This is a genomic window from Aurantibacter sp. (genome assembly GCF_039941195.1).
In the GTDB taxonomy this organism is placed as follows: domain Bacteria; phylum Bacteroidota; class Bacteroidia; order Flavobacteriales; family Flavobacteriaceae; genus Aurantibacter_A.
On sequence record NZ_JBDVFA010000035.1, the window covers coordinates 49,380 to 66,688 of the forward strand.

Sequence of the window (17,309 nt, forward strand, 5' to 3'; positions counted from 1 at the left end):
AATGGAGCAAAAAGCACTTACTAAAAAAGCCATTGAACTCTTAAAGGAATTAATCTCTATTCAATCTTTTTCATCAGAAGAGGACAAAACTGCCGATGCCATTGAAAAATGGTTTGAAACTTTTGATATTCCTTTTCAACGAAAAATTAATAATGTCTTTGCTGTAAACAAATATTTTGATGAAAGTAAACCAACGTTGTTGCTTAATTCACATCACGACACAGTAAAACCGAATCAAGCGTATACAAAAGATCCATTTCGTCCACATATTGAAGATGGAAAATTATATGGATTAGGCAGCAATGATGCTGGTGGATGCTTAGTATCTTTACTAGCCACTTTTACTCATTTTTATGAAAGCGAAAATCTGAGTCATAATATAGTGATGGTAGCGTCAATGGAAGAAGAAAGTGCTGGCAAAAATAGTTTACGAGGCCTATTACCAGATCTCCCAAATATTGATGTAGCTATTGTAGGCGAACCCACTTTACTCGATTTAGCAATAGCAGAAAAAGGGTTAATAGTTTTTGATGCGGTTGTAAAAGGTACTCCTTCCCACGCTGCACATCCAAATACTGACAATGCCATTTACAATACTATTGAGGTTTTGGATTGGTTCAAAAATTATACATTCGATAAAATATCTGAATCTTTAGGAGCTGTTAAGTTAACGGTGACTCAGGTTAACGCTGGAAGTCAACATAATGTAGTGCCTTCTCAAGTAGATTTGGTTATTGATGTTCGCGTCAATGATAAATATACCAATGCAGAAATAGCTGAAATTTTAAAGCGTGAAGCACCGTGCGAGCTTAAAGAACGTTCATTACGTTTGAATTCATCTGCAATTGATAAAAATCATCCTTTGGTTAAATCTGGCATAGCACTGGGCAAAAAAACATATGGTTCCCCTACCCTTTCGGATCAAGCAGCATTAAGCTGTCAGTCTTTAAAATTAGGGCCTGGTGATAGTACACGTTCTCATTCGGCTGATGAATATATATATGTTCATGAGATTGAAGAAGGAATAGATGTGTACATTAAGATTTTAAATGGATTTATAAAACAAAATTAAGTACGTTGCACTAAGTTTCGGACTTTACACAACGCACTAAACAATCAATACTTACAAAATGAAACTTTGGGATAAAGGCTTTAGTACAGATAAAAAAATCGACCACTTCACTGTTGGCAACGATCGTGAACTAGACTTGTATTTAGCAAAATATGACGTAATTGCCTCAAGAGCTCATGCTAAAATGCTTGGAAAAATTGGGCTATTAACGGAAACAGAAACTAAAAATTTGGTAACCGAATTAGACCAACTTACAAAAAGAATTAAAAATGGCACGTTTACAATTGAAGACAATTTTGAGGATATGCATTCCAAAATTGAGTATCAATTAACGCTTGCCTTGGGCGATACTGGAAAAAAAATCCATACTGCACGATCGAGAAACGATCAAGTTTTAGTTGCCATGCATTTATATCTTAAAGATGAACTTTCTGAAATAAAGTCTCAAACAAAAATACTTTTCGACTTACTTTTAAATTTGGCAGACAAGCATAAGAATGTATTGTTACCAGGTTATACTCATCTACAAATTGCTATGCCATCTTCCTTTGGATTATGGTTTTCGGCATACGCAGAAAGTTTAATCGACGATCTTTATTTTATTGACGCTGCATATAAAGTAGCTGATCAAAATCCATTAGGCAGTGCTGCTGGTTATGGTAGTTCTTTCCCCATAGATAGAACTTTCACAACCAAAGAAATGGATTTTGAAACTATGAAATATAATGTTGTGGCAGCACAAATGGGTCGTGGTAAAGTTGAAAAAGCAACTGCTTTTGGTATGGCGAATATTGCAGCGACATTATCAAAAATGGCGATGGACATCTGTTTGTATATGAGTCAGAATTTTGATTTTATTTCTTTTCCTGATGAATTAACAACGGGAAGTAGTATTATGCCGCATAAAAAAAATCCTGATGTATTTGAATTAGTAAGAGGTAAGTGCAACAAACTTCAGGCAGTACCAAACCAATTAACCTTGGTCATCAATAATTTACCAAGTGGTTATCATAGAGACTTACAATTGGTTAAAGAAATCATAGTACCAGCAATTCAAGAAATGAAAGCATGTTTAGAAATCTTGACTTTTAGCCTCAAAGAAATTCGAGTTAATGATGGAATTTTAGAAGACCCAAAATACGATTACCTTTTTAGTGTCGATACACTTAATGAATTAGTACAAAGTGGCATGCCATTCCGTGATGCCTATAAAAAAATGGGGAAAGAAATTAATGAGGGTACTTTTAGTCCTAAAAGAGACATCAAACACACACACGAAGGTAGTTTAGGACAGTTGTGTTTGAATGAGATTCGGGATAAGATGAGCAAGATTATATAACAAAAAATGCTATTCCGATAAATTCAACAATTGAAAAAGCAATCAATATGAAAAAGTACTATTTATTTATCATTCTAATTTTATCGGTAATATGTATTAATGCACAAGACACATATCAAAGAAATTCATCAGCAGATGTTCAAGGATATGTTTTCAGTTTATTACTTAACGATGAAAACAATGTAATAAATGGTGAAGCAGAAATTAGTGTTTTATTCAATGATGATATTAATGATTTTAGTTTAGATCTTGTTTCTAAATCAGACGCTTATGGAATGCAAGTAACTGATGTATTTGAAGATAGTCTGAAAGCCAATTACAGTTACGAGGGTAATAAATTAAAAATTACACCTAATAATTCTGCGGCTAAGGAGCGTAAATATAAGGTACGTTATTATGGAATCCCTGAGAGAGGATTGGTAATTGACACTACTAAATTTGGTCAACGTTCGTTCTTCGGAGATAATTGGCCAAACCTTGCAAGACACTGGCTTCCTTCAGTTGACCACCCTTCGGACAAAGCCACCATAGAATTTAGAATTACAGCGCCAGAGCATTATGATGTAGTTGCAACGGGTGAAAAAATTGAAGAAAGTAATTTACAAAATGGTTTTAAATTAACCACGTATAAAGAACCTGCTCCAGTACCAATGAAAGTTGTTACTATTGGTGTAACTAAATTTGCTAGTAGATTATTAGATGAAGTAGAAGGTATTCCTGTATCGGCTTGGGTGTATCCAGAAAATAGATTGGATGGGTTTTCTGATTACAGCGTAGCTACTAATGTTTTACAATTTTTTATCGATAATATTGGACCCTATTCTTATGCTAAGTTGGCAAACATGCAGGCTAAAACTCAATGGGGTGGATTAGAAAATGCGGGCACTATTTCCTATTTTGAAAATTCGGTTACTGGTAAAAATGAAGTTGAAGGGCTAATTGCACATGAAATCGCGCATCAATGGTTTGGTAATTCCGCTAGCGAAAACGATTGGAATCATGTTTGGTTAAGTGAAGGTTTTGCAACATATTTCGCAATTTTATATCAAGAAAGTGTTTATGGTGATCAAAAACGAAAAGAAGAATTAGAGCTTGACAGAAATCAGATTATAGCTTATTACGCTAAAAATCCCGCTCCAATAGTTGACCCTCGTATCACAGACCCAATGAAGGTTTTAAGTGTTAACACCTATCAAAAAGCTGGTTGGGTTTTAAATATGTTACGCCATAAATTAGGGAATGATACTTTTTGGAAAGGAATAAGAGCGTATTACGCTAAGTTTCAAAATTCAAACGCAATGACGGCCGATTTTCAAAAGGTAATGGAAGAGGCATCTGGCGAAAATCTTGAATCGTTTTTCCAACAATGGATATTCACCAAGGGCTACCCAGAATTAAAATGGAATTGGACTTATAAGAAAGGAATAGTTCAAATTGAAATTAATCAGGTACAGGATCATTCACTTTTTAATTTTCCGATTGAAATTGCTACTGTTAAAAAGGGTGTTTCAACACTTAATATGTTCCAAGTAAATACCAAAACACAAACTTTTAACGTAAATGTAGATGCTAAACCCGATTCGGTAATACTTGACCCTAATTACTGGTTGCTTTTTGAGGAAAAATAATATTTTCTAATGCTTTTTATACCGGATAAATACCTGTTCTACTTTTCCATAATAGATTATGGATAAATTCTAGTTTGTTTTTCACAGGTTCAGAAATTACAAATGGATACGGGTCACTTTCCCCCATAGATCGGTTCATACTATTCATTGCATACAATAATGGAATACCTGAGTCTAGTATTACCTTAAAATCAGTTTCTAAATATGGATCAAAAGTAGCATTCATACCTAATTTATTTTCACCAACAAGTTTTGGGTTTATTTGTAATCCAAAATTGTAAGCAGTCTCAAGAGCATCCATTAAATGTAGATAATGAGACCAAGTCTCAGCCCAATCTTCCCATGCATGTGAAGAGGCATACTTACTTATATAAGTACTCTGCCAATTTAATTGTGGGCCATTTGAATAATAATTACTTAAGGCATCTGCATAAGAATAAGTTTCATCACCAAATACATTTCTAAAATTTTGAAGATTTTGAAAATCATCTCGGATTAATCTATCCCAGAAATAATGACCAACTTCATGCCTAAAATGTCCTAGTAACGTTCTATATCGCTCTTCCATTTGCTGTTTTATCTGCTCTCGTATTACAGCATCGGCTTCTGAAATTAATATAGTTATCACACCATTAGCATGTCCTGTTTTCACTCCTTTTGAAGCGTGGTCTAAATCTGCTTGTGACAAAAAATCGAATGATAGTCCACTTTGTGGATCTTCGGTTTTGCTAACAACAGGTAATCTTAATCGTAATAATTGATAAACCAATCGGTGTTTGGCATATTCAATTCTACGCCAACGTTCAAAATTTTGATCATCACTTAAATCGGGAATAGTTCTGTTTAATGAACAGGCCAAACAAAATTCGCTAGATTGTTCGTTTTTAACAAGCCAGTTACAAGTGCCGTGCGAATTATTTGCACAATATTTATACGTTGTACCAGCTAATTCTTGAAGATTCCATTCCTGAAGGTTATGATTTAATGAAACTATTTGATTATAATATGAAGAATATCCTAAATAATGACCACAACTAACACATGTATTGTTCTCAAAAACAACAGTATGGTTACAATTAGAACATTGAAACAATTTCATAATTGGTAAACTTTAAGCATATTTTATTTAATCATATTTAGATTAATCAATTCTTGATCAGTCAAATATCGCCAATGACCCCTCGGTAAATCTTTCTTTGTTAATCCAGCATAAGACACACGATCAATTTTAACCACTTCATAGTCCAGATGCTCAAAAATAAGTTCAACAACTTTATTTTTGGAACTAAAGATTTCAATTCCTACTTCTCTTTTAGGTGCATTATCGATAAAACTTATATCCTGTACGCGAATAGGTTTTTCATCTAAAGTAATTCCTTCTTGAATCTTTTTCATATCGGCACTACGAAGGTCCTTGTTAAGTACCACATGATATATTTTACGAAGACCATTTTTAGGGCTCTTTAACCGCTTTGTTAAATCACCATCATTTGTAAATAAAAGAAGTCCCGTAGCTTCTTTATCCATTTTATCAATAGGTAATAATGGAGTTTTTGAAGCATTTGAAATCAAGCCTGAAACATTTCTTTTTCCTCTATTATCTCTTACAGTTGTAGAAAAGTCTTTTGGTTTATTAAGTAGAACATACTCTTTTTTAATAGGATTAAGCAAACGACCATCAAATTTAACCTCATCTGTCAACTTAACTTTATACCCCATCTCCGTTATGGTTTTACCATTAACAGTGACGCTACCTGCGGAGATATAGATATCAGCATCACGACGAGAGCAAACACCTGAATTAGAGACGTATTTATTTAAACGGACCAAATCTGGATTACTAGGTCGTTTTGACACAGGAGCAGAATTCTCTTGTTTTTTTGGCTTATTAAAGCCTTTCTTTCTGAACCCCCCTGTATGTTTACCTGCTGATTTTTTATTCTGGCCAGTATTAGACTTACTCATATTCATAATTTTTGCAAAGGTAGCTTTAATCTTTTAACAAGTAAGTGCTAAACACTGGATTATAAATGGAGTTGCTCCCACTAATAACAAATATTTAAAACAGGATAAAATCAATTAGAATACTATTATAAGCTAAAAGCTAAATAATTATCGCCCGATTTTGTTCCACCTTTACCACCACCACAAGCAATTACAATAAATTGTTTTCCATTAATTTGATAAACACTCGGGGTTGCATATCCGGCGGCTGGGAGTTTAAATTTCCATACTTCTTCACCCGTATTTTTGTTAAATGCCCTAAAATATTCATCAATTGTAGCAGCGATAAAAACTAAATTTCCGGCTGTAACAACTGGCCCGCCGTAATTTGCAGTACCGGTTTTATCAATTCCTCTTTTTGTTAATTCATCATACTCACCTAATGGTACTTGCCATTTTATTTCACCCTTATTAAGATCTATTGCGGTTAAGGTTCCCCATGGCGGTTTGATTGCAGGATATCCTTCATGGTCGTAAAACCTATTATAGCCTGTATGTGTATATTTTGAATTTCTTTGATTTGAATCCATACCCATCTCATGCACATCCTCTGTTTCCCTTTGTTGATTAAATATGTAGTTAACAACTCCTTTTTTTTCTTTTTCAGAAATATGTTTAAAGCCAGGCATGAAACCCTTGCCATTATTGATAATTGATAAAGCTTCTTCCATCGATAGTTTTTTTTCTAAATCAACCAATGAAGGATAAGTTCCTGTAGCATCACCTTGTAATTCTTTGCCATGACACATAACACATTTTAATTGATATACATTTTCACCTAAATTTATGGGTCTACCATCTTCCATTGATGTGGTTTCCTCCATAGTAATAATACACGGAATCTCTTTAGCATTAACAAATAAAAGACCAGTTTCTGAATCAAAAGCTGATCCACCCCAACCACCTCCACCATCAAATCCTGGAAAGACGATTGTTCCTTGTTCGCTAGGTGGCACAAAAGGTCCACCTGCACGTAAATTCTTAAATTGTTTCGAAACGCTATCATGTGCAGCTGCCGAAATATCAGTAATTTCCTCTTTAGTAAACTGTTGTCTAGTAAAAGGAGGTGGGCTGACGGGGATTGGTTGTGTTGAAGAAGCCTTCTCACCCAATAATTCAGAAGGTTGTACTGCCCGCTCTTCTATTGGAAATAAGGGTTCACCAGTTTCTCTATTAAGTAAGAAAACGAACCCAGATTTAGTAATTTGGGCAGCCGCATCAATTTTCACTCCTTCATGCTCTACTGTTACTAAAGTAGGAGGTGTTGGAATATCACGATCCCAAATATCATGATGAACGGTCTGAAAATGCCAGATTCTTTCTCCGGTTTCTGCATTTAATGCTAATACGCAATTGGCAAATAAATTGTCACCAATTCTATTTCCTCCCCAGAAGTCAAAGGAGGCTGATCCAGTTGGAATGTAAACAATACCACGTTCAGTATCTAAACTCATCCCGGACCAAGCATTCGCACCACCAACATTTTTATAAGCTTCCTTAGGCCATGTATTATATCCAAGTTCGTCAGGTAAAGGAATCGTATTAAAAACCCATTCAAGCACACCACTATTTACATTATATGCTCGAATAGCACCCGGAGCTGCATCTGAATTTTCAGAAACACGAGTGCCATAAATAATTTTATCTTTAAATATCACCCCGGGGGTAGTAGAAACAACATATCGTTCCTGAGCGTCAATCCCTAAACCTACTTTAAGCGATACTTTCCCATTTATTCCGAAATCTTTTATCAATTTACCCGTATTAGCATCCAAACAAAATATTTCGGGGCCAGCAGTAAAAAAGATACGCTTATCAATACCGTTTTTGTAATAGGTTACACCCCTATTTACATTCATAGAAAAATTTACATTTGAATTTGGATTATATATCCATTTTTCTTTTCCTGTAGCTGCATCTAAAGCAAATACCTTTAGTTTAGGAGAAGTACCATATAATGTTCCATCAATTATAATAGGGTTACATTGAATTTGAGTTTTCCCATTAAATTCAGCATCACCTGTTGAAAATTTCCAAGCAATTTTTAAATCACTTACATTATCTAAAGTTATCTGATCTAAAGGTGAATATTGCGCCCCACTATTTCCTCCCAAATATATGGGCCAATCAGTACCAGCTTCGTCCTTTAAGGAGTTTGGAGATTGGCAACAATTAAAAAAAATTAGAATAAATAACCATACATATCTCGAATATTTCTGCATTGTATTATTTAATATGACATAAATCAGCACAAGTATAATAAGGTGCTTATTGATTAATAAAAATTTGTAAAATTAAAAGGTACTAAAAATGACAACTATCTGGTCAAAAAAGATCTAACCAACACAAATTATATAATATTCCACTGTTGAAAGCGATTGAGAATCATATTAACATCTATTAGAAGAATACTGAACACACCTACTATGATAATCAGCTTTAGTATATTATGTAGACCTACATAGTGAAGTTTAGTATGAGCCTTCCAAAGCATTATTAGAAAAATAATTAACAATACAACACACCCCAAAAAATAAATATACATATAACCAACATCAAAATATTCGATAAGTAGTAAAGCAGGAATTATTGTCAATGCAACTAATAGGCTAATACAATATTTTGAAAAACGATGACCATAAATAATTGGAATCGTTTTATAATTCTGTGCTAAGTCACCCGCTATATTCTCTAAATCCTTAACCATTTCTCGAATAAGTATCAATAGAAAAAGGAACATTGCATGTACAAATATTACGTTTTCAAAATTCTTATAGTATACAAATACAGCGAAAAACGGTGCAATAGATAATGTAGCGGAAACAAAATTGCCTATAAATGGAATTCGCTTAAGCTTATGCGAATAAAACCAAATTCCGAAAATATAAGCTGAAAAGAAAAGCACAGCTCTAAACGAAACATAACTCGCTGCAAAAACTGCTAAGAAGTTGAGAATAAAATAGGTAGTTAGCTTAAACCTTTGACTTACCAAGCGATCCAACATACTTTTTCTTGGCTTATTTATAAGATCCTTCTCAGCATCGTAGAAGTTATTAATAATATAACCACTAGCTATTACTAAGGCTGAAGCCACAACAATTAGAAATAGATTTAAATCGAAAATTACTTTGCGTACTGGCAAGTGGTGTGCAAGTATATATACCGCAGCCAAATATTGAGCAAGGGCAATCATTAGAATATTGTAGCCTCTAACCACAGAAAACAGACTCAATAACTTTAGCAGTAAGAGTTTGTTTTTTCTCGTAAGCATTTAATGAGTTTAGAAGTTATAAACCACTTCTAGGTTGTAGTCTTTCAATGTTTTTTTGGCCTGATCAAAATCTTGGGTAAATCCTAAAATATAACCTCCACCACCAGAACCACAAAGTTTTAAGTAATATTCATTAGTTTCAATACCACGTTGCCATAGCTCATGAAACTTAGTTGGTATCATTGGTTTAAAATTATTTAAAACAACATGAGAAAGCTGTTTTAAATTTCCAAAAAGTGATTTCACATTACCATTTACAAAATCATCTACACAAGCATCGGTATGTTTAATAAACTGGTCTTTCAACATATTACGAAAACCTTCTTGCTTCATCTTTTCCATAAAAAGTTGCACCATAGGGGCTGTTTCTCCAGTAGAACCACTATCTAATAAAAACACTGCTCCTTTTCCCTCCGTATTCTGTGAAGGCAAGCTAGTTGACTCAATATTATCTTTTGAATTTATTAAAATAGGAAGACTTAAATAACTATTTAATGGATCTAAACCTGAAGATTTTCCATGAAAGAAAGACTCCATTTTACCGAAAATTGTTTTTAAGACTAAAAGTTTTTCTCTAGTAAGGTTTTCAAGTACCGTAATTTTATTCTGAGCATATTTATCATAAATAGCCGCCACCAAAGCTCCGCTACTACCAACTCCGTAACCTTGTGGTATTGAACTATCAAAATACATTCCCGCTTCTACATCTGCTTTTAATGATTTAAAATCAAAAGAAACCAAGTCTGGACTATTCTTTTGTATCATTTCAAGATAACCAACAAATTCCCTTAAACTACTATTAGAATTTTTAGCTATTTCAGAGGTGTTGTCATCCGCTTTTAAGGCACCTTTAAAAAAATTATATGGAATTGATAATCCTTTGGAATCTTTAATAATTCCGTATTCTCCGAAGAGTAATATTTTAGAATAAAAGAGGGGACCTTTCATTTGTGGGATGTTATATTATTAATGGTCAGCATGAAATCTTACAGTTCATTTTATTACCTAACGTAAATTAGACGAGAATCTGACAAAAAGTTACGCTTTTTTTGCTCCTAATCCAATTTGATCACAAATATACTGCCCGTTTTCGCAATATGCAACCAACTCATTTTTAATAAATTGGTCTATTTCTGTCTTTTCAGACTCAGGATATAACACATGAACGTTGGCTCCGGCATCTAATGTAAAACAGACATGAGTTTTAGATTGCTCGCGAAAAGCCCATATTCTATTAATAATTTCAAGTGTATTAGGCTTCATAAGAATGAAATAAGGATGACTAGTCATCATCATCGCATGTAACGTTAATGCCTCACTTTCTACTATTTTAATAAATTCTCTTAGGTCTCCTTCAGCAAAAATTACTTTCAATTTTGACAGATTTTCATGAGCCTGCTCAAAACGTTGCTCTGCAAACGGGTGATTATGCATTAAATCGTGCCCAACAGTACTACTTACTTGTTTTTGCCCTTTATCAACCAATAAAATTGAATCACAGTACGTACGAAACACCTCGTGTACTTGGTATGGATATTTTATTCCTACTAAATCTGAACTCCCTTGGATGGAAGCATGTTCACCCCATTGAACTAGTGGCCCTTCAATACTTCTTGAAGCACTTCCAGAACCTAATCTGGACAAAAACGACGCTTTCCGAGCAAAAAACTCATCACCCATTTCTGGATTCAACTGTTTTTCCACCTCTATTAGGCATAAGGCTAATGCACTCATACCTGACGCAGAAGATGCAATACCACTACTATGTGGAAAAGAGTTGGAAGTTTCAATTGTAAAATGATACTCTGAAAGGAAGGGCAAGTACTTATAAATACGTTCAAAAAAAGTAGCAATTTTTGGCTTAAAATGATCCTTTTTATTCCCTTCAAGGAAAATATCGAATGAGAAATTGGAATTTGGTTCCGTTAATTTAGAAAAAGTTAGACTGGTCGTTGTTTTACAATTATCAAGTGTAAAGCTTATAGAAGGATTGGCAGGAATTTGCCCCTTTCTTTTACCCCAATATTTCACCAATGCAATATTACTAGGGGATTTCCAAGAAGTTTTCCCATTAGAGATAAGTTCTGTATACGCTTTAGGAATAAAATCTTGTTCGGTCATTCTTAATTTATTTTGACAAAGATAAGTTTTTGACAGCTCTATTTTTGAAGTAAGCATCGAGCTACTTAGCCATTTCCAGCAATTTAATCATGGTTCTATAATTACGAGAAGTAGCTGATACTTTTAATTTCCGTTCAATTAAATTATTGGTTAGTTTAGCCTTTCCTGCTCCGTTCAAATAATTTAAATAAACACAATCATTTTTAACTAAAAACTGATCATTTACAAATTTTAAAGCTCTGAATTCATCAATTATTTCAAGCTTAGGTTCCTTTTCTAGTAGCGCAAAATATACTTTCTTATTTTCAATATCAATAGGACTAGTAAACGGATTATTATCAAAAATTAGTTTTAGTTCATCATACTTTTTCACCAAAACATAAACATCAAAACCAAAAGAAGCGAATATTTCATTCCTTACTTTTGATGCGACTTCTTTAGGATCTTTAATAGTACTTTTTAAGATAATATTTCCACTTTGAATATAAGTTTTAACATCTTCGAAGCCGATATTTTCAATTATTTTACGCAGTTCGGCCATTATAATTTTCTTTTGACCGCTAACATTGACACCTCTTAATAGAACAATATAAGTCTGCATTAACCTAATTTTTAATGATACCTTGAGCGGCAATATAACCAGTTGTCCATGCATTTTGAAAATTAAATCCGCCTGTAATAGCATCAACATTTATAACTTCACCAGCAAAGTATAAATTCGGGACCAATTTGCTTTCCATCGTTTTAAAATTAATTTCACTTAGTTCTACTCCACCTGCTGTTACAAATTCTTCTTTAAAAGTACTTTTACCATCAACGTTAAAGCGGCAATCGGTTAGTTGCTCCGACAAATTTTGCAACTTTTCTTTAGTAATGTCTGCCCATTTTTCGTCTTCAGCAATGCCAGACGCACGTACTAAGTTTGTCCATAATCGTCTTGGCACATCAACTGCTTTTGTTCGCAATATCGTTTTTTTACTTTCAACTTCTTTTATCTCATTAAGTAATTGAATCACAGAGTCATTATAATGATCAGGAAGCCAATTAACATGAACTTCAAATTTATATTTTAGGTCACTTAAAATACGTGCTCCCCATGCAGAAAGTTTTAAAACTGCTGGTCCGCTCATGCCCCAATGTGTTATAAGCAAAGGACCTTCATCTGTTAAAAGAGGTTTTCTTTTCTTTTGACTACTTAATTTAATTGTAACCTTAGCATCAACATGGTTTTTATCATATACGGCTACGCGAGCATTAGTGCTTACACCTGAGATTCCTTGAATTCTAGTGTCTTTAATATTAAAAGTAAAAAGTGAAGGTACGGGCTCAACTATTGAGTGTCCAATTTTTTGAAGATTTTTCCAAATTTTAGAACTACTACCAGTTGCTATTACTATTTTTTTAGCCCGATACGTTTTTTTAATGGTAACAACCTCCCAAACTTTTTTCAATTCAAAATTAGTTACACCACTATGTTTCAGAATTTGAATGCCTAATCTATTCGCTTCCGACAAAAAGCAATCTATAATTGTCTGTGAAGAATTACTTGTTGGAAACATTCTGCCATCATCTTCAATTTTTAAGGCTATTCCTTTTTCGTCGAAAAACGACATAACATCACCACTACAATACTTATGAAAAGGGCCTAAAAGTTCTTTTTCACCTCTCGGATAATTTTTAACCAACTCAGTAGGATTGAATTGTGCATGCGTTACATTACATCGACCACCACCCGATACTTTAACTTTTCCTAAAACTTCTTTACCTTTTTCTAGAATAGCTATTTTAAGCTTAGGGTTATTCTCAGCAACTTGTATAGCCGAATAAAAGCCTGCGGCACCACCACCAATAATAATAAGGTCTAACATTAATGCGCCCGTTCTGGAAAATTTGTAATAATCCCATCAACACCAAATTGTTTCATTAGCGCAATATCTTCAGGTTCGTTAATTGTAAAAGGATAAAGTTTAAATCCTGCTTTGTGTACTTCATTTACATTTTCTTGTGTAAGTGCTTTAAAATGTGGATTGATAGCCTCAGCACTCAACTCCTTTGCGGCTTCTGTTGCTTCAGGAATTTCCTTTCCTACAAGCACTGCTATTCTAATTTCATCATTCAAATTACGCATTGAACGTAATTCATCCCATTTAAAACTTGAAATGATAAAACTATCTAAGGTCCAATTGGTATCCTTTATATTAGTTTCTAACATTTTGTTTAATAGATCTGTTGTATTGGAACCTTTTAGTTCAATATTTAGTTCAACTTTATTATCGATTATATCTAGAACTTCTTGCAGGGTAGGTATTCTTAGGTCTCCTTCTAGTTTTAACTGCTGTAATTCATCCAATGTAAAGCTTTCAACAGCTCCTTTTGTATTCGTTAAACGATCCACTGTATCATCATGAAAAACGATTAACTCCCCACTTTTAATTTTAAAAATATCAATCTCAATCATGTCAACACCAATATCCATAGCTTTTTGAATTGATTCTAACGTATTCTCAGTTACATGACCCATTGCCCCTCTATGACCTATTACTTTTGGTTTTTGTGCCATACCACATGATTGAATTAAAAAAATTATTGAGAAAAGGTAAATAATTTTATGCATGATTATTTTTTTTATAAAAGTAATCATACCATCCGAAAAATTATCAATTAAATATTTTATTGAAAAAGGAAAATCCATCTGCAGTTCTTATATTTAAGTCAGATTAAAAACTAAGAGCAATTTTCATATGAGTGACAAAAAAGAACTTCGCAGTCAAGGTTGGTTTGGTAAAACTGGAAAAGACGGATTTATATATCGGGCCTGGATGAAAAATCAAGGTCACCCAGATGATGAGTTCTCCGGCAAACCTGTTATTGGAATTTGCAATACTTGGTCAGAATTAACACCCTGTAATGGGCACCTTAGGGAATTGGCAGATCATGTGAAACGTGGTGTTTGGGAGGCTGGAGGTTTTCCATTAGAATTTCCAGTAATGTCTTTGGGTGAAACTTTAATGAAACCGACAGCCATGCTCTTTAGAAATTTAGCCAGTATGGATGCGGAAGAAAGTATACGAGGCAATCCTTTAGATGGTGTTGTACTTTTGGGAGGGTGTGATAAAACTACACCGTCGATATTGATGGGTGCTTGTAGTGTAGATATACCCAGCATATTTGTTTCTGGCGGATCTATGTTAACAGGGAAATATAGAGGTAAAGATATTGCAACATCTGATATTTGGCGATTTAGTGAAGCCAACCGCAATGGTAAAATGGATAATGATGAATTTCGTCTTGCAGAGGCCATGATGTGCAGAAGTGATGGGCATTGCGCTGTAATGGGCACTGCAAGTACCATGGCATGTATGGTTGAGGCTCTAGGCGTTACTTTGCCACATAATGCTGCAATACCAGCATCAGATTCAAGACGAAAAGTCTTGGCACATTTATCGGGAAGACGTATTGTGGATATGGTGAAAGAAGATTTGACACTTTCCAAAATAATGACGCGTGAAGCTTTTGAAAATGCCATTATGGTAAATGCTGCGGTTGGGGGTTCAACCAACTTTGTGGTGCATTTATTAGCGCTCGCTGGGCGCGTTGGTGTTGATTTAACGCTTGAAGACTTTGATAAATTTTCAGCAAACATTCCATTATTAGCTAATTTACAACCATCAGGTAAATTTATGATGGAAGATTTTTATTACGCCGGGGGTTTACCTGTTGTAATAAAAGAGCTAAGAGAACATTTAAACAACAATGCAATAACAGCGAACGGGAAATCAATTGGTGAAAATACTGAAGATGTAACATGTTACGATCGAGAAACTATTGGCACGACAAAAGACCCTATAAAAGATGACTCAGGCATTGCAGTTTTAAGAGGTAATTTATGTCCCAATGGTGCCATAATAAAACCTTCAGCAGCCACTCCTGAATTAATGCAACATAAAGGAAAGGCCGTTGTATTTACAAATATTGAAGATTATAAAGCCCGTATTGATGACCCAAATTTAGATATTGATGAAACTTCTATAATGGTACTACAAAATGTAGGTCCAAAAGGCTATCCAGGCATGCCTGAAGTCGGCAATATGGGGCTACCAAAAAAACTATTAGCTAAAGGTGTTACGGATATGGTTCGTATTTCGGATGGAAGAATGAGTGGTACAGCGTTTGGTACTGTTGTATTGCATGTGGCACCAGAGGCTGCCGCAGGCGGAGCATTTGGATTAATTGAATCTGGTGATGAAATTGAATTGGATGTCGCCAATCGAAAATTAACTTTACACGTTTCCGATGAGGTTTTAGCACAACGAAAAATTAAATGGAAACCTCAAGATTTAGGCATTCATAGGGGATTTGTAAAAATGTTTATCGATCATACCGAACAAGCTGATAAAGGTGTTGATTTGGACTTTCTTAAAGGAAAGTCTGGCAGCGAAGTTACCCGCGATTCGCATTAAAACAACTATAAACTACTGGCACCTTTATTACGATTGAGGATATAAATTTGTACTTAATTTAGCCCAATAAAAAATCCTAATTAATTAGTAGTAGATCCACGTTGTAAAATAGAAGCTTTTATAACTTCTGTTTTGTAGCTAGCGTCTTCAACTGCAGCTTCTTGTTCTACACGATCAATCAAAAGACGAGCAGCTGTTTCGCCCATTTGATCACCATGTTGCGCCACAGTTGTTAATCTAGGCTTACTATACCTTGAAAGTATACCATCTGTGAATCCGACAAAAGCTATATCATCTGGAATTTTAAACCCATGATCTTGTACGATTCCCATACAAATTGTAGCAAACAATTCATTAACACACAACACAGCATCAATTTTATTTGATCTAAAAAAATTCGTTATTTCTTGCTCGTCTTGATCTTTGTAATGTAATTTCAATATCAAATTTTGATCTAAAGGAATATTGTTTTCAGCCAAAGCCATTTTATATCCTTTAGCTCTTTCTTCACTAACATTAAAATAACTCTCAGTAGTCACTAAAGCAATATTCTTACGCCCATCTTTAATAAAATAAGATACTGCATCATATGAAATCTCACAATCATTTAAGACTACTTTATCACATTCAATATTATCAGTCACACGATCAAAGAGAACAATAGGAAAACCCTGATTTATGATTTCCTTTAAATGCTTAAAATCATCTTTTTCCTGTGTTTCAGCAGATAAAGACATTATAAAACCATCTACACTACCATTTGACAACATCTCCAGATTAAAAACTTCTTTTTCATAAGATTCATTGGAAATACAAATAATAACACTGTAACCATGCTTATTCGCATAACTTTCAATTCCTCTTATAACCGTTGTGAAAAAATGATGAATGATGTCAGGAATAACCACCCCTATATTTTTGGTACGTTTATTCTTTAAACTAATAGCCATGTTATTAGGCTTATAATTATAGAGTTTAGCAAAAGCCTGTACCTTCTCCTTCGTTTCTTTGCCAATTTCAGGACTATCTTTTAATGCTTTGGATACAGTAGATATAGAAACATCTAGCTCACGAGCAATACTTTTTAATGTTACTTTTTGTCTCAAAATATAAGTTTCAACATAAGAAACTAAATATAAGCAAAGAACTTTAAAATTGGTTAACCATTTTAATATTGTTTATTTGTTTAGTGCAACCTTTTATATTTTACGCCAGTTTACAATTCATCTCACATTGTGAAATTACGAAATTTACAAGGTGAAAATTTGAATATTTATTATAACACCCTTAGTTAAATATTAATATGGTATTGAAAAGTTATCAACACGAAACCGTTTGCGTAACTTCTTAGACACGACATTTTACGAATTTAACATAAATTTTACATAATTTTAACCTTATTAATAATTTAACT

14 protein-coding genes are annotated in these 17,309 nt (G+C 33.9%); 4 read left to right on the forward strand and 10 right to left on the reverse strand.

Annotation, left to right across the window (positions count from 1 at the left end):
• Nucleotide 1 precedes the first annotated feature (1 nt).
• The 3 genes from ABJF52_RS06290 to ABJF52_RS06300 are packed head-to-tail and all read left to right on the forward strand — an operon-like array spanning nt 2 to nt 4,039.
• Nucleotides 2-1,072, forward strand: a complete 1,071-nt coding sequence (locus tag ABJF52_RS06290; RefSeq protein ID WP_348147916.1) for a M20 family metallo-hydrolase — start codon at nt 2-4, stop codon at nt 1,070-1,072.
• Nucleotides 1,073-1,130: 58 nt separating this feature from the next.
• Nucleotides 1,131-2,411: an argininosuccinate lyase gene (argH, locus tag ABJF52_RS06295; RefSeq protein ID WP_348147919.1), complete on the forward strand. Its 1,281-nt coding sequence runs from the start codon at nt 1,131-1,133 to the stop codon at nt 2,409-2,411.
• Between the two features lie 47 nt (nt 2,412-2,458).
• The gene (locus ABJF52_RS06300) at nt 2,459-4,039 is read left to right on the forward strand and encodes a M1 family metallopeptidase (protein ID WP_348147922.1); all 1,581 of its coding nucleotides are present in this window, start codon (nt 2,459-2,461) and stop codon (nt 4,037-4,039) included.
• A 16-nt stretch (nt 4,040-4,055) separates the two neighbouring features.
• Here ABJF52_RS06300 and ABJF52_RS06305 read toward each other — a convergent pair whose 3' ends face one another.
• From ABJF52_RS06305 to ABJF52_RS06345, 9 genes are all read right to left on the reverse strand, one after another.
• Nucleotides 4,056-5,138: a putative zinc-binding metallopeptidase gene (locus ABJF52_RS06305; protein WP_348147925.1), complete on the reverse strand. Its 1,083-nt coding sequence runs from the start codon at nt 5,136-5,138 to the stop codon at nt 4,056-4,058.
• A 23-nt stretch (nt 5,139-5,161) separates the two neighbouring features.
• A complete protein-coding gene (locus ABJF52_RS06310) occupies nt 5,162-6,004 on the reverse strand; it encodes a pseudouridine synthase (protein WP_348147928.1) in 843 nt (280 codons plus the stop codon).
• A 125-nt stretch (nt 6,005-6,129) separates the two neighbouring features.
• Complete coding sequence (locus ABJF52_RS06315; protein WP_348147930.1) at nt 6,130-8,265, reverse strand: PQQ-binding-like beta-propeller repeat protein; 2,136 nt, start codon at nt 8,263-8,265, stop codon at nt 6,130-6,132.
• 128 nt (nt 8,266-8,393) lie between these two features.
• A complete protein-coding gene (locus tag ABJF52_RS06320) occupies nt 8,394-9,314 on the reverse strand; it encodes a geranylgeranylglycerol-phosphate geranylgeranyltransferase (protein ID WP_348147933.1) in 921 nt (306 codons plus the stop codon).
• A 9-nt stretch (nt 9,315-9,323) separates the two neighbouring features.
• On the reverse strand, nt 9,324-10,262 hold the full coding sequence (locus tag ABJF52_RS06325; RefSeq protein ID WP_348147936.1) for a mevalonate kinase: 939 nt from the start codon (nt 10,260-10,262) through the stop codon (nt 9,324-9,326).
• 90 nt (nt 10,263-10,352) lie between these two features.
• Entirely contained in the window at nt 10,353-11,435 is a 1,083-nt protein-coding gene (locus tag ABJF52_RS06330; protein WP_348147938.1) for a diphosphomevalonate decarboxylase, read from the reverse strand.
• A gap of 61 nt (nt 11,436-11,496) precedes the next feature.
• Complete coding sequence (locus tag ABJF52_RS06335) at nt 11,497-12,036, reverse strand: DUF1697 domain-containing protein (RefSeq protein ID WP_348147941.1); 540 nt, start codon at nt 12,034-12,036, stop codon at nt 11,497-11,499.
• Nucleotides 12,037-12,040: 4 nt separating this feature from the next.
• On the reverse strand, nt 12,041-13,303 hold the full coding sequence (locus tag ABJF52_RS06340; RefSeq protein ID WP_348147944.1) for an NAD(P)/FAD-dependent oxidoreductase: 1,263 nt from the start codon (nt 13,301-13,303) through the stop codon (nt 12,041-12,043).
• Nucleotides 13,303-13,995, reverse strand: a complete 693-nt coding sequence (locus ABJF52_RS06345; protein ID WP_348147947.1) for a glycerophosphodiester phosphodiesterase family protein — start codon at nt 13,993-13,995, stop codon at nt 13,303-13,305. Before ABJF52_RS06345 ends, ABJF52_RS06340 begins: the two co-directional genes overlap by 1 nt.
• A 181-nt stretch (nt 13,996-14,176) precedes the next feature.
• Here ABJF52_RS06345 and ABJF52_RS06350 point away from each other — a divergent pair, with 181 nt between their 5' ends.
• Complete coding sequence (locus tag ABJF52_RS06350; protein ID WP_348147950.1) at nt 14,177-15,895, forward strand: IlvD/Edd family dehydratase; 1,719 nt, start codon at nt 14,177-14,179, stop codon at nt 15,893-15,895.
• Nucleotides 15,896-15,975: 80 nt separating this feature from the next.
• Here ABJF52_RS06350 and ABJF52_RS06355 read toward each other — a convergent pair whose 3' ends face one another.
• Nucleotides 15,976-17,001: a LacI family DNA-binding transcriptional regulator gene (locus tag ABJF52_RS06355; protein ID WP_348147953.1), complete on the reverse strand. Its 1,026-nt coding sequence runs from the start codon at nt 16,999-17,001 to the stop codon at nt 15,976-15,978.
• Between the last annotated feature and the right edge of the window lie 308 nt (nt 17,002-17,309).

Bases quoted from the DNA above. Each gene is read 5' to 3' on its own strand.
- argH (WP_348147919.1), top strand. From the start codon at position 1,131: ATGAAACTTTGGGATAAAGGCTTTAGTACAGATAAAAAAATCGACCAC.
- ABJF52_RS06305 (WP_348147925.1), bottom strand. From the start codon at position 5,138: ATGAAATTGTTTCAATGTTCTAATTGTAACCATACTGTTGTTTTTGAG.
- ABJF52_RS06335 (WP_348147941.1), bottom strand. From the start codon at position 12,036: ATGCAGACTTATATTGTTCTATTAAGAGGTGTCAATGTTAGCGGTCAA.
- ABJF52_RS06345 (WP_348147947.1), bottom strand. From the start codon at position 13,995: ATGGCACAAAAACCAAAAGTAATAGGTCATAGAGGGGCAATGGGTCAT.
- ABJF52_RS06300 (WP_348147922.1), top strand. From the start codon at position 2,459: ATGAAAAAGTACTATTTATTTATCATTCTAATTTTATCGGTAATATGT.
- ABJF52_RS06340 (WP_348147944.1), bottom strand. From the start codon at position 13,303: ATGTTAGACCTTATTATTATTGGTGGTGGTGCCGCAGGCTTTTATTCG.
- ABJF52_RS06350 (WP_348147950.1), top strand. From the start codon at position 14,177: ATGAGTGACAAAAAAGAACTTCGCAGTCAAGGTTGGTTTGGTAAAACT.
- ABJF52_RS06325 (WP_348147936.1), bottom strand. From the start codon at position 10,262: ATGAAAGGTCCCCTCTTTTATTCTAAAATATTACTCTTCGGAGAATAC.
- ABJF52_RS06290 (WP_348147916.1), top strand. From the start codon at position 2: ATGGAGCAAAAAGCACTTACTAAAAAAGCCATTGAACTCTTAAAGGAA.
- ABJF52_RS06315 (WP_348147930.1), bottom strand. From the start codon at position 8,265: ATGCAGAAATATTCGAGATATGTATGGTTATTTATTCTAATTTTTTTT.
- ABJF52_RS06310 (WP_348147928.1), bottom strand. From the start codon at position 6,004: ATGAGTAAGTCTAATACTGGCCAGAATAAAAAATCAGCAGGTAAACAT.
- ABJF52_RS06320 (WP_348147933.1), bottom strand. From the start codon at position 9,314: ATGCTTACGAGAAAAAACAAACTCTTACTGCTAAAGTTATTGAGTCTG.
- ABJF52_RS06330 (WP_348147938.1), bottom strand. From the start codon at position 11,435: ATGACCGAACAAGATTTTATTCCTAAAGCGTATACAGAACTTATCTCT.